This is a genomic window from Paenibacillus sp. FSL H8-0537, from assembly GCF_038051995.1.
In the GTDB taxonomy this organism is placed as follows: Bacteria; Bacillota; Bacilli; order Paenibacillales; family Paenibacillaceae; genus Pristimantibacillus.
Genome location: NZ_CP150290.1, coordinates 757,073 through 770,103, shown reverse-complemented (window position 1 = coordinate 770,103; position 13,031 = coordinate 757,073). Strand labels below are relative to the sequence as shown.

Genomic DNA, 13,031 nt, shown 5'->3' with positions numbered 1-13,031 from the left:
TAGATATAACACAATCGGTAACAACCAGATACACTAGGGGAACCCGGAGCTCTATTTTCACAAAGAAAAGACTACTTTGGGGCGTTTTGCGCCCCAATCAGCAGCCTTCATCCGTCTATGCATTTTTTACGCTGCCGCTTATTTCGCTTGGTATCTCTCGTAAGCCGCTTGGTGCATTTCGACAGCTTGCTTAATGCCCATGCTCTTAATCGTCTCTACCATTTTGTCAAACTCGGAAATCGGCTTCTGCCCGTTAATGATCGCTGTCATCGTCTCATTCAAGTACGTATTGACTTGGCTCATAATGGAAGTAACCGTGCTCGCTTCGTCCATCGTCAGGCGGATAGGAGGAAGCGTCAGCTCGGAGCTCGCTTTCATCCACTCGGTGTTGGCATCCCGCTGCCCTTGATCGAACAGGAGGGCGTCCAAATATTTGCTGTCCTGATTGATTGGGCCATCCATAATCGAAAGCGCATAGGAAGCCAGCGCCTGATCATAGGTCAAACCGCTCGGATTATCCGTGATGATATCCGTAAACGTAATGGCGTCGCCGTCTTTCTCGTAGCTCTCGCCCTCGATGCCGAAGTTAAACAAGTCGCTGCCTTGCGGACTGTAATTAAAATCCATCCATTGCACCATATATTTCAGCTGGTCTTCATCCGCGCTTGATGTGATCGCTTCGCCATAGCTCAGCACTTTATTGTTCATGTTGAAGGTCGCATAAGCATTGCCATCCGGCGATACTGGCCATGGAACACCTGTCAAATTAAAGCTTGGGTCGGTATCTCTCATCAGATTAAAATATTTGCCCATGCCGCTGAACACACCGCCCAAGTAGGAACCGGCTAAATTATTCGTTATTTTATAGTCAAAAGATTTGCCGTCGTTCGTCATAATTTCCGGATCGATCAGCCCTTCTTTATACCACACGGCCATCGTTTCCAGGAAATTCTTATATTCGGGCTCAATTGGACCGAAAGCCACCTTTCCTCCCTTCATTTCAAAGCCGCCAATGACTCCGAAGGCTGGAGAAAAGTCATGCAGCTTCGTCAAATTGCCCGGTCCCCAATTGCCGGTAAACGGGAGCTCATCCGCCTTGCCATTGCCGTTCGGGTCCTGTTCCTTGAAAGCCTTAAGCACCGTATGCCACTCATCAATCGTTGTAGGCGCTTTCAATCCAAGCTTATCAAGCCAATCCTTGCGCACAATGGGGCCCGATGTCGCATTCAGCTTGAGCGCATCCAGCTTCAGGAGCGGGAACATATAGATCGTGCCGTCATCGAGCGCAATTTGCTTCTTCACATCCGGGTCGGATTCAATGATGTTCTTCAGATTTGGCGCGTATTGGTCGATCAGCTCGTTCAAGCGGATAATTCGGCCATCCTCAATCATTTTCTCAGGGCCGCCTACTGCATCCGCCCAGTTGTAGTAGATGACGTCTGGAAGCTCCTTCGTGGCAATGAGCAAATTGAACTGATCCTTTTGCTGTCCCAGCGGCGGGTGGGTAAATTTCACCTTGATGCCCGTCAGCTCTTCCTTTTTCTTATAGGAAGCCATTTCGCCAAAGTTATCCATCGAGGCGGTCAGCTTCGCATCATTCGCACGCCAATAATTAATCGTGAATGCTTCATTCGTAATCGGCAGCGGAATTTCCGTCAGCTTCTCTCCACCGGCTGGCGATTCTGACGACTGCGTATTAGCCGGACTGCCTGCTGCGGCTCCTTCATTGGCTGTATTGTTTTGCGAGCATGCCGACATCAGGCCGACTAGCAGCGCCGAGGATAAAAGGACCAACCCCATTTTTCTTTTCATCAAAATCGCCTCCACAAAGTAATTGATTTTTATTGTTTCACGGCACCAATTAAAGCGCCTTGAACAAAAAACCTTTGAATAAACGGATACACCAGCATAATCGGCAGTGTAGAAATAATAATCGTGGCGTATTTAATGTTTTCTCCAATTGCAAAACCCGTGTCCACGCCTGCCCCCATCGATTCCGTACTGCTGCTAATCAAAATATCCCGCATGACAATCTGAATCGGATACAGCTCCTGGCTTCGCAAATAAAGCATCGGGCCCACATAATCATTCCAATGGTCTACAGCATAGTACAGCGACATGACCGCCAGAATGGATTTGGATAAGGGCAGGACGATGCGAAACAAGATTAGAAAATCATTCGCTCCATCCAGCTTGGCGGACTCGATCAAGCTGATTGGAATGCTCTCAAAGCTCGTTTTCATAATCAGGAAGTAGAAGGTGCTGATGGCACCCGGGATGATCATTGCCAGGCGAGTATCCACCAGCCCCAAATTCTGAATAAGCAGGAAGCTCGGAATCATGCCGCCGCCAAAAAACATCGTAAAGGTAATGAGCTGCATCAACGTTTTTCTGCCGAATAAATCCATTCTGGACAGCGCATAGGCAGCTAAAGCCGTCATCAGCAAATTGACCAGCGTTCCAGCTACGACATAAAATAGCGTGTTCAAGTATCCGTTATAAATTTTCGGATTTTGAAACACATATTTATAAGCCTCAAGCTGGAAGCCTTCGGGCAGCAGCATAAGCGACCTCGACCGCAGCAATTGATCCGGATCGCTAATCGAAGAATTCAATACATACAGCATGGGATAAAAGGATACGGCTATGATGCAGCACAGCATGATCACATTGAAAAAGTCAAAAATATGTTCCCCTGACGAGCGTTTCATAGTAGGTCACCTCCTGTTTACCAAAGACTGGTTGAATTCACTTTTTTACTAATCGCATTGGCCATTAACAGCAGCGAGAAATTAATAATGCCGTTAATTAATCCGATTGCGGTCGAATACGTATAGTTCCCTTCTAAAATGCCGGAACGGTAGATGAAGGTGGAAATAACGTCTGACGTTTCATAGGTCGGTGCCGTCTGCATGAGCAAAATTTTCTGGAAGTCGGCGTTCATAACCGCACCAAGACGCAAAATCAACATAATGACAACCGTCGGCATAATGCCCGGGAGCGTAATATGCAGCAGCTGCTTCCATCTGCCTGCACCATCCATCTTGGCCGCTTCATAGAGCTGGGGATCAATATTGCTGAGCGCCGCCAGAAAAATAATCGATGCCCAGCCCGCCCCCTGCCAGATGTTCGAAAGAATGTACATCGGCCGAAACATATCCTTTTCCGCTAGAAACATAATCGGCTGCAGGTCAAAAAAGCTGCGAATCACATTAAACAGGCCGCCATCCAGCGAGGAGAAGGTTTTCAGCATCCCGACAACAACGACGACCGATATGAAGTGGGGCATGTAGCTGATTGTCTGTACCGTGCTCTTGAACCACTTTTTGCGGACCTCATTAAGCAGCAAAGCCAAAACAATCGGTGCCGGAAAGCCAAACAAAATGCTATAAAAGCTGAGGATCAACGTATTTTTAATAATTCGCCAAAAATAGTAGCTGTTAAAAAACATCGTAAAATTGTCAAAGCCGATCCATTTCCCTTCCAAAATGCCTTTGATCGGACTATAGGATTTTTGAAAAGCCATGAGCAGGCCGTACATCGGTCCATAGTGAAAAATGAAATAATACGCTAGGACCGGAATCAACATGAGGTAAACATATTTATTCCGCATCCATTCCTTTTTGAGGAAAACGAGTTTGCTTTTTTCAGCTCCGCTGCCCTTGAGCAGCTGTTGCTGCTCTTCCTCCAGCTTCAACTCCATCCTTCTGCCTCCGCCCTAAATGTTAATCGGTTAATATTGATGTTTATAAATATACAAGTACGGCTCCGGTTTTCACATGTTCATTTCCGATGGTTTTATGTTCAAAACCGTATAATTGCTTATATTCGCAAAAAACACCCTGCGGTCGTATTTCGACGACTTCAGGGTGTAAAGTGATATCCATAATATAAATGACAAGCCTATGGCGTTTTTTTATATTCCGAAGGAGAAAATCCCGTATACTTCTTAAACATTTTGCTAAAATAAGATGAATTGCCGCCGAAGCCCGTTTCCTCGGCCAGCGCCGCTATCGTAAATTCCCCGCTTTGGCTGATAATCTCCAACGCCTTTTGAATCCGAAAGCTCATCATGTAGTTCGTAAACTTTTCCCCTGTCTCCTTCTTGAACATTTTGCTTATGTAATCCGGATTCATATAAATCTCCCCGGCAATGGATTGCAAAGTCAGCGATTCATCCTTGAAGCGGCTTTGGACAATATTTTTCATGTGAAGCACCATCTGCGATTGTCTGCACCGATTCCGCTCATAGTTGTGGAGAGCAATCTCTTGGGCAATGCCCATTACATATTGCTGAAAGGACTGCAAGGTGCTCGTTTCGATTAAATCTGGGAGCTTATCCATATACGTTTTCATTTCGGAAGGCCCACAAAGCCGGATTAATTCCATAAACATCTGAATCAGATATGATTTCGTTTTGGATATGTCATAGCGCAGATCAGAAAGCAGCTGAAACATTTGCCGCAGCTCTTTTTCCGCCTCCTCCCAATGCCCTGCTTTAATCGCTGTCACTAAACGCCCTTGGTCATACTCCCATTCAGAGCTGTCCCTTTCGCCAGATAAGGAAATGTCGCGCTCCATAATAAGACTGCCTTCACCGAGATAGAAGCGGTGGTTCAAGCAGACGAGTGTCTGCGCATATAAACGCCGCGCCTGTGCCAGCTCTCCCGGCTCGCTGAGGGCGGCGGTCAGGTCAAAATGATAATATTTCATGAAGGTGGCGCGGATGCTGTCGATTTTCTCGAAAAATTGCGCCTCTGACAGCTCGTCCTCCATGAGCAGCAGGACATGCTGGCCTACGGTAGAGCAGAGTATGGGATTGGGAAAGATATCCTCGGCAATATTTTTGACAGCAAACAGATGCTCATACTCATGCTCGCCCTCGATTTCCACCAGCAGCAGGCGTACGCTTTGCGTTTGGAAATGCAGCCCGAACAGGTCGCCAAAATACTGCCATTCTCTTACCCCATAGGTTTTATTCGTTACGAACTCCTTTAGAAAATGCTCCTTGGCATGCGGCAGCACGCGCTCTAAATCATACTTGATCGATTGTACGAAGCTCTCCTGGCTGGCCCGTTCCTGCTTCTCCTGCACGATCTCCGTGATGGCCTCCACCAAGCTTTCCTCGCTGCACGGCTTCAGTAAATAGTGCTTCACCCCATGCTGCATAGCGGTTTTCGCATAATCGAATTCCGAGAAACCCGTCAGCATAATAAAAGAAATCCAGGGATACTGCGCCGCAACAGCTGCTACGAGCTGCAAGCCATCCATTCCCGGCATGCGAATGTCGGTAATGACGATGTCGGGCGGACTTTCCCTCACTATTGTTAGCGCTTCCAAACCATTTTGCGCTGTTCCTATTAATTGTGTACCTAGCCTCGCCCAATCCATCACGGAAGAAATACCGTCAAGAATGAGCCATTCATCATCAACCAAGAGAACCTTGTACACCGCTACTCCCCCTGCCCTGTTGCCAGCCTGATAAAAGCAACTCCCACTATACTAGATTTTACCTTGCTATGACAAACCAAGCAATGAAAGGGATTTGTGCAAAGAGAAGCACCATTAGAGAAGTACAATTAACAGTAATAGCAAAAAAAGCAAAGGCAGCTTTAACTGCCCTTGCTCTTTATTGTTCATAAATAATAATATCATGAATGTTGTCGATATTAATGCCTTCCCTGACTCCCGTTACGGTATTTCCGTTGGGATTGGTGGTGTCGGGATGTATGGTGTCGGCATCGGGATGTATGGCGTTGGCATCGGGATGTATGGTGTTGGCATCGGGATGTATGGTGTAGGGATTGGTGGAAGCGTCGGCGTTGCCGTCGGTTCTGGCGTCGGCGTTGCCGTTGGCTCTGGTGTTGGCGTTGCCGTTGGTTCTGGCGTCGGCGTTGCCGTTGGCTCCGGTGTTGGTGTTGCCGTCGGCTCTGGTGTTGGCGTTGCCGTTGGTTCTGGCGTCGGCGTTGCCGATTGCTCCGGTGTCGGCGTCGCCGTTGGCTCCGGTGTTGGCGTTGCTGCCGGACTATTGGTTGATGATGAAGCCGATGTCGATGTTGGCGATGGAGTAGGTGTTGGTGTTGGTGTTGGTGTTGGTGTTGGTGTTGGTGTTGGCGAAGGAACAACATCGTCTACAACACCTGTCTGTACAGCTACTTCATAGGAAGTGACAGTAAGCATTTCTCTTGTGGCATTGCTTTTCCCCCCGAACGTTCCATCAGGGTTATTGCTCACAAGCTTTTTGTCAAGCGCATAAGCGACATAACCCTTAGCCCATTCGGATACCGAATTGTCGGTAACACCCGGTGTTTGCTTCGCATCTGCTTGTTTGCCCAATCCTTTGATCAAGAAGGTTGCCAGCTGCTCTTTCGTAACTTTACCCGCCGGGTTGTAAATGCCTTCCCCGTATCCATCTGTAATTCCTGCTGTTTTAAGAGCTTCGATATAAGGCAAGGCATAACCGTAGGATTCACTATCAGCACCTACATCTTTAAAGCTTGATGTTTTAAGCTCAGAATCCACTTTCAAACCAAAAATCAAAGCAGCTACCTTTGCAAATTGAGCGCGATTCATCTCTTCCTTCAGCCCAAATGTGCCTTCCGAAACACCCTCGAAAATCCCCTTACTAATCAGTGCATCGAACTTGGCTTTCGTAGCAGCATCCAAATCCTTCAAATCCGTGAAATCAGCTGTTGATTTCGTAGTCGCGGCGAATAAAGTCGTACTCGCTAGACTTAAAAGCAAGCAAATCATTACACTTAACTTTACTAATTTCATGAGTAAACGCTCTCCCTTCGAGTATCTCTGTATTTTAGCTATCAAGTAATCTATCGGCATAATTGGTGGATTTTCGAAGTGTTTTTTTAGAGGGGCTATAATTATTTTTTCAACCGCCAATTTTTAGATTGAGCCATCAATGCCCTGTTCTATCCTGTGAAAATCTAATGATGCGGGTCATCAACTTTCGAGGCAACAACCGCGGTATAAAGGCGATGAGCCGGTTTCGAGCACCTGGCATAATTAACGTCTGGCCACGCAAAAAACCTCGATATCCTTCTTCAGCCACCTGACTGGCTTCCATGATCACGCCTTTCACCATCTTCGATGCCCCCATGCCTGAACGATCAACAAAACCAGTTGATGTCAGCCCTGGGCACAGTGCCGTCACCGTAACTCCTGTTCCGCTTATTTCGTTCTCCAAAGCCTCGGTAAACGATAACACGTATGCCTTCGTCGCGTAATAAACCGACATCATCGGTCCAGGGAAGAAGCCCACCAATGAAGCCACATTCAACACTCCGCCATGTCCACGTTTAATCATCTCCGGCAAGAAAAGCTTCGTCATAACCGTCAGAGCCTTGATATTAACGTCAATCATATTTATTTCCTGCTCCATATCCGTCTCCATAAAAGTCCCAAACAGACCGAAGCCGGCATTGTTGACAAGATAGTCAACGACGATTTCCTTCTCCTTAAGCTCGTTGAAAATCTCCACTGGAACCCCAGTTGCCGCAACATCCTTGGCAATGACCGTCGTTTGAATGCCATATTTATTCTGATACTCCTGCGCAAGCTCCAATATTTTACCCTCGCTGCGAGCCACCAGCACGATGTTATGTCCATCCTTGGCAAAACGATCTGCTAACTCTTTGCCGATCCCACCGGATACTCCTGTGATTAAAACGGTCTTTCTCATTTTGAGCCCACCTTATTTTTATTTTAGGACATGTATGCAAACGCAAGCGAGCTAGATCCCGAAAGAAGCGATCCTATAAGAAGCCAGCGTTCAAACGTCTTCCCTCTACTACCGAGAATGACACAACTCATAAATATGAGCCTACTTACTAAAAGGCAGCTTCATGCTGCTCTTTTCTGAGCTTTGCTCCCTGCACGAAGACACAAAGATAGACTTGGAGGACACAGCAGCCGCTATTTCAACCGAATCACTGTTTTAGCACCGGCTGCGGACTCAGGAGCCGCTAATGCGCTGCTCATCGTCAGTTTCAGAGGATTATGGAGGCAATAGCGGATCTCCTGTCCGCATAAGGCCTGAAATAGGATTAAGAGCCAGTATAGCGGAACCTCAGTCCGCGAAAAAAGGAATGAGCTTCCAAAACGAGCAACGACGTATTCTCAGCAACATTGCTCTCTGCAACATTACTTTCTTCTGCAACTGTGTTCACAGCGACTGTGCTTTCTGCGACTGCACTCTCTGCAACTGTGCTCTCTACAACTGTGCTTTCTGCGACTGTGCTTTCTGCAACTGTGTTCACAGCGACTGTACTCTCTGCAACAATCGCATGCTGTGGCTCCTTAAGCCTTGAATGGTCAGAGGAGATTGGCCTCGAATACGTACTGAGCAAGGAGCAGCAAGAAGACTTCCATTTGCATACACATCCTAGAGTTTAAGTCATATTAATAGCATTTTTCAGATCGCTAGAATTCACAGCACTGCATTAAATAATTAGAACGATCATTCTAATTATGCAAAAAAACTGTCATTTTACGATAAGCTGCATAGATAGATAAGCTATTCGGAGAAGTTTTTCTTTTCCAAGCGAAGTTCTGGCCATCACTCTTAACCCAACCCATACATTATGCATATATTCGGCCAATTCCCCAGCATCGTACTCTGATGTGAACTCGCCCTCTTGCTGCCCCCATCGAATAATGTCCTTGCATAGCTGCTCTGCATTCGAAAACATCTCTATCGATCTGTTATTCATATCTGCATCGCGAGCCGCCAATTCCACCGTCGAATTCACGATTAAGCATCCAGAAGCCGGCTTCTCTTCTCCGCAGATCAAGAACGCAACAATAGACTGAAGGGCTTCCGTTGCCGTTTTGGAGCGCTTTACCCTTGCTGCAAGTGCGGTGCTGGTTTTATGATCATATAGCTCTACTGCCTTTAGAAACAGCGTATGTTTGTCAACAAATGTGTCATATAAGCTTCTACGGTGGATTCCCATTTGATTGACCAGATCGGCCATGGAAGTCTTCTCGTAGCCCTGTTCCCAAAAAAGTCTCATCGCTTTATCTAATACAACGGACTCTTCGAACTCTTTGCTTCTGGCCATTTGGATTCCCCCTGTCAAGAAACGCGAGCCGCTTCACTGAAATTGTTTAGTATTTAGAAGGTCACAATCACTTTACCCTGGGAGTGACCCGTCGACACTTTTAACAACGCCTTATTAAGGTCATTAAACGTATAAGCTGCATCTATAGAGGGCTTAATATTTTCTTTTTCAATAAGCTTAGTGATTTCTTGCAATTGACTGCCATTAGCTTGCACAAATAAAAAACGATATTCATTTTGGTTCTTACGTGCTAAAGAGTCAAAGCGGGCACCCGCTAGAGCAAACAACGCTTTTTTCCACATCGGAAAATGATGGTCAACCGCAAAGCGATAATTAGGTCCGGCCTTTAAGGATACCAATTTCCCTTGCGGCTTTAAAATGCTCAGCTCAGCCTTGATCTCTTTGCTGCCCAAGGTGTCGATCACATAATCGATATCGGACAGCATGTCCGCATAATTTTCCGTCTTATAATTGATGAATTGATCGGCCCCGAGCGACAGTGTGCGTGATTTGCCTCTTTCACTGCCACTTGTAATCACATATAATCCCATTGATTTGGCAATGGGGATTGCCATGGCGCCAAAGCCTCCGGTTCCTCCAGGAATGAATAGCTTTTTATTCGGCTGGGCGAGGAGCACATCGTGCAAGGCTTGATAAGCGGTCAAGGCAGTAAGAGGTACCGCAGCAGCTTCCATAAAAGATAAATTGCCAGGCATAATGGATAAAGCATCTTCATGCACGGCCGCATATTCAGCAAAAGCACCGATTTTATGAAGCGGCAGCCTCGTATAAACAGCGTCCCCAACCTTAAAATTCAACACAGCATCACCAACGGCTTCAATAACGCCCGATAGTTCATTCCCTAACGTTAATGGGAGCTTATAGTCGGCAATCATCCGAACGCTGCCATTCAGATTAAGAATGTCCAGCGGATTTACGCCTGCAGCTTTTACTTTGACAAGCACCTCATGGCTATTGATTTGTGGAATGTTAATCTCATTCCATTCAACTTGGATTTTTTTTGAATAGTTCTGTATTTGTGCTGCTTTCATCTTTCATCCTCTTCCTTTAGATTAAAATATGGCGCACAATTTTCAGTTGTACGCCATATTTCACTCTTTATGCTATTGTAACCCCGCTTGCGCTTCTAATTCTTCCAACGTAGGATAATCCGTGTACCCTTTACTGCCCAGACCAAAAAAGGTTGTCGGATCGGCTTCATTTAGCGGCGCACCTTTTTGCAGTCGTTCCACTAAATCGGGATTGGCTAATGACCATACACCTACAGGAACCAAATCAGCGAGACCACTATCTATATCCACACTGAGATTCTCCAGAGCTCTTCCAGCCCGATTGATTAGCAATGGCTTCGTCCAGATTGAGCGAATGTCTTGGAGCAGCTTTTCATTTCCAAGATGCATAACATGAAGGTAAGCTAAATCCAATTGGGCTAATTCCTTTACAAGGTACCGATAAAGTTCAGGACCTTGTTCACCATCTTGAATCCCACCTAGAGGAGTCCCGGGGGAGATACGGAAGCCTGTTCTGTCTGCTCCAATTTCTTCGACGATGGCTTTCGTTACTTCGATCGCAAAGCGAGCACGATTTTCTATAGATCCCCCGTATCCATCCGTCCGTGTATTCGAATTTTCTCCGATAAATTGATTAATCAGATAACCATTGGCTCCGTGAATTTCAACGCCATCCGCACCTGCTTTAATAGCAGCTGCTGCCGCTTTCCGAAAATCTGCAATGGTCGTTTGAATATCCGCTTCACTTAACTCACGAGGAACGGGAATGTCCTGCATACCTTTAGCGGTGAACATTTCCACACCCGGTGCGATAGCAGATGGCGCAACAGTCTGGCGATGATGTGGGGTATTGTCAGGGTGCGCCATGCGACCGGCATGCATCAATTGGATATACAAATACCCGCCTGCATCATGCACGGCATCTGTAACCTTTTTCCACCCTTCTATATGTTCATCCCTATAGATCCCAGGAGACCATAAGTAACCTTGCCCATCATCAGAAGGCTGTGCGCCTTCCGTAATAAGGAGTCCCATTGACGCTCGCTGAGCATAATAAAGGGAAGTTAGCTCTCCTGGTGTACCATCTTCTTGCGATCTACTGCGAGTCATTGGTGCCATTGCTAAACGATGAGGTAATTCCAAAGCTCCAATTTTCGTTTTGCTCCACAATTTTTTCAAACGGGCACTCTCCTTCTTCAATGTAGTCAATAAATATAAGAAGTGAATTTATAATTCTGAAATAACCGGATAGATTTGGCCTCGCAGATTGAATTCATAGTTCTGGTCTACAATTCCTACCACTTCGTTGCTATCATAAAGCTTCACCATGAAGCCCGCCATTTCGTTGGCAGTATGGTACTTAGGCATGTTCGCTTTGTAATCAAATTCTTCTGCTCCTAATGATTTCTTCACGAATTCCGTTTCCGTTATTGCTGGTGCTAACACCTTTGCCTTTAGTTTTGCACCTTTCAGTTCTAATTCTTTTGCAAGCCCTTCTGTGAAGGCACTAACGTAATATTTAGATGCAGAATAAGAAACACTCCCAACAGCAATGGCATATCCAAGTGCGGATGAGACATTAATTAACTGAGTTCCTTCGACCTCTGCATAATCTCGCACATATAGGGTAGAGAGGATCGTCAAGGATTCGATGTTAACACGCAGCATCGTTTGGACTTTGTCCAAATTCTGGTCTGCTACAAAAGCAGCTTCGCCGAGCCCCGCATTGTTAATCCAAGTCTCAATTTGGTATTCCTTTAGCTCGCTATATAGGGTGTAGGCCTGATCTGTAACAGACAGGTCGCTTGTACGAACAATGACCTTTACATTAGGGTCCATTTCCTGAATGGTTGATTTAAGCTCCTCTAATTTATCCAATCTTCTTGCTACCAAAATTAAGTTTTTGCCACGTGCAGCAAACGCCAATGCCGTCTCATATCCGATCCCTGAGCTCGCTCCTGTAATAACTGTGTATTTCATCTTATTCTCTCCTTCATAACATGCAGATTCGTGTAAATGAGTTGAAAGCTAATTATAGAACGATCGTTCTTAATAGGGCAAAAAAAAAGGAGTTAGATCTAACTTGCTGTTAGCATATCATTTCTAGAACGAACAGTAAAGAATTTTTTTATAATTGAAACTTATGGCTAAAACTTATGGCTAAAATGATCCCTTTGGGAGCGGCACGCCTTGGTTTGTTCCAAGCATGGGATACAAGCTCCTACTTGCACTAGAGGGACAAGAGGGAACTTGCACACCAGCAACAAACAAGCTTCCATTTAGCGGACTCCTTTTGCCAGCCATGCTGGAATACCACTTTTAGTCTAAAATGGACAGTGTCATATCAATAATATTTTTTAATTTTTGTTGATCCTTTGTTGTCTTAACCAGCGTACGCAGCCCCAACCACGCATTCATTAAATAATGGGAAACCATTTTAGGTTCAAAGTCAGTCTTGATTTCACCCGATTGCTGACCCTCCAGTACAAGGGTAGTCAACAATTCCTCTGTTCGTGAATAACTATCCTCAACCAGGGATGCAACTTCTGGATCCAGCACACCCAATTCCACACCTGAATTCACGAGAAAACACCCTAGCGGCTCTCCTTCATTTTTTATTGTCGCTTCAAACAGCTTCCGAATGATTTCCTTGACCGACAAACGCTTTTCAACCAAAAATTTCATTTTATTGGCTTGCTTAGCTTCATATCGTTCAAGTGCTTTTATAAACAAGGCATGCTTATCCCCAAACGTATCATAAATACTTCTACGATGGATGCCCATAAAGTTGACCAATTCATTCATTGAGGTTTTCTCGTACCCTTGTGCCCAAAATAGTTGTATGGCCTTATCTAATACTTCATTAATTTCAAATTCCTTCGATCTTGCCATCGTCATCACCTCGAATAATCATTATACATTT

Annotated in this window: 12 protein-coding genes; all 12 read right to left on the bottom strand. The window is 45.7% G+C overall.

Annotated features, from left to right (window positions below):
* Positions 1-138 precede the first annotated feature (138 nt).
* The 12 genes from MHB80_RS03240 to MHB80_RS03185 all read right to left on the bottom strand — a co-directional run bounded on the left by MHB80_RS03240 (position 139) and on the right by MHB80_RS03185 (position 13,000).
* Positions 139-1,812 carry an ABC transporter substrate-binding protein gene (locus MHB80_RS03240; RefSeq protein ID WP_341280820.1) on the bottom strand — a complete coding sequence of 558 codons (1,674 nt, stop codon included), beginning with the start codon at positions 1,810-1,812 and terminating at the stop codon, positions 139-141.
* 29 nt (positions 1,813-1,841) lie between these two features.
* A complete protein-coding gene (locus tag MHB80_RS03235; protein WP_341280819.1) occupies positions 1,842-2,711 on the bottom strand; it encodes a carbohydrate ABC transporter permease in 870 nt (289 codons plus the stop codon).
* A gap of 17 nt (positions 2,712-2,728) precedes the next feature.
* Positions 2,729-3,703 carry an ABC transporter permease subunit gene (locus MHB80_RS03230; RefSeq protein WP_341280818.1) on the bottom strand — a complete coding sequence of 325 codons (975 nt, stop codon included), beginning with the start codon at positions 3,701-3,703 and terminating at the stop codon, positions 2,729-2,731.
* Positions 3,704-3,903: 200 nt separating this feature from the next.
* Entirely contained in the window at positions 3,904-5,451 is a 1,548-nt protein-coding gene (locus tag MHB80_RS03225; protein ID WP_341280817.1) for a response regulator, read from the bottom strand.
* Positions 5,452-5,691: 240 nt separating this feature from the next.
* Positions 5,692-6,777: an S-layer homology domain-containing protein gene (locus tag MHB80_RS03220; RefSeq protein WP_341280816.1), complete on the bottom strand. Its 1,086-nt coding sequence runs from the start codon at positions 6,775-6,777 to the stop codon at positions 5,692-5,694.
* Between the two features lie 136 nt (positions 6,778-6,913).
* Positions 6,914-7,696 (bottom strand): SDR family oxidoreductase, encoded by a 783-nt coding sequence (locus MHB80_RS03215; protein ID WP_341280815.1) that lies wholly within the window; start codon positions 7,694-7,696, stop codon positions 6,914-6,916.
* Between the two features lie 364 nt (positions 7,697-8,060).
* Positions 8,061-8,273, bottom strand: coding sequence for a hypothetical protein (locus tag MHB80_RS03210; protein WP_341280814.1), 213 nt, complete (start codon positions 8,271-8,273; stop codon positions 8,061-8,063).
* A 225-nt stretch (positions 8,274-8,498) separates the two neighbouring features.
* Complete coding sequence (locus MHB80_RS03205; RefSeq protein ID WP_341280813.1) at positions 8,499-9,077, bottom strand: TetR/AcrR family transcriptional regulator; 579 nt, start codon at positions 9,075-9,077, stop codon at positions 8,499-8,501.
* 53 nt (positions 9,078-9,130) lie between these two features.
* Complete coding sequence (locus MHB80_RS03200) at positions 9,131-10,129, bottom strand: NADP-dependent oxidoreductase (protein ID WP_341280812.1); 999 nt, start codon at positions 10,127-10,129, stop codon at positions 9,131-9,133.
* A 72-nt stretch (positions 10,130-10,201) separates the two neighbouring features.
* Entirely contained in the window at positions 10,202-11,287 is a 1,086-nt protein-coding gene (locus tag MHB80_RS03195) for an alkene reductase (protein WP_341280811.1), read from the bottom strand.
* A gap of 48 nt (positions 11,288-11,335) precedes the next feature.
* Complete coding sequence (locus tag MHB80_RS03190; RefSeq protein ID WP_341280810.1) at positions 11,336-12,088, bottom strand: SDR family NAD(P)-dependent oxidoreductase; 753 nt, start codon at positions 12,086-12,088, stop codon at positions 11,336-11,338.
* A gap of 339 nt (positions 12,089-12,427) precedes the next feature.
* Positions 12,428-13,000 (bottom strand): TetR/AcrR family transcriptional regulator, encoded by a 573-nt coding sequence (locus MHB80_RS03185; RefSeq protein WP_341280809.1) that lies wholly within the window; start codon positions 12,998-13,000, stop codon positions 12,428-12,430.
* Positions 13,001-13,031: the final 31 nt, after the last annotated feature.

Coding starts and splice junctions, on each gene's coding strand:
- MHB80_RS03215 (WP_341280815.1), bottom strand. CDS start 7,696: ATGAGAAAGACCGTTTTAATCACAGGAGTATCCGGTGGGATCGGCAAA.
- MHB80_RS03200 (WP_341280812.1), bottom strand. CDS start 10,129: ATGAAAGCAGCACAAATACAGAACTATTCAAAAAAAATCCAAGTTGAA.
- MHB80_RS03235 (WP_341280819.1), bottom strand. CDS start 2,711: ATGAAACGCTCGTCAGGGGAACATATTTTTGACTTTTTCAATGTGATC.
- MHB80_RS03240 (WP_341280820.1), bottom strand. CDS start 1,812: ATGAAAAGAAAAATGGGGTTGGTCCTTTTATCCTCGGCGCTGCTAGTC.
- MHB80_RS03185 (WP_341280809.1), bottom strand. CDS start 13,000: ATGGCAAGATCGAAGGAATTTGAAATTAATGAAGTATTAGATAAGGCC.
- MHB80_RS03205 (WP_341280813.1), bottom strand. CDS start 9,077: ATGGCCAGAAGCAAAGAGTTCGAAGAGTCCGTTGTATTAGATAAAGCG.
- MHB80_RS03230 (WP_341280818.1), bottom strand. CDS start 3,703: ATGGAGTTGAAGCTGGAGGAAGAGCAGCAACAGCTGCTCAAGGGCAGC.
- MHB80_RS03220 (WP_341280816.1), bottom strand. CDS start 6,777: ATGAAATTAGTAAAGTTAAGTGTAATGATTTGCTTGCTTTTAAGTCTA.
- MHB80_RS03190 (WP_341280810.1), bottom strand. CDS start 12,088: ATGAAATACACAGTTATTACAGGAGCGAGCTCAGGGATCGGATATGAG.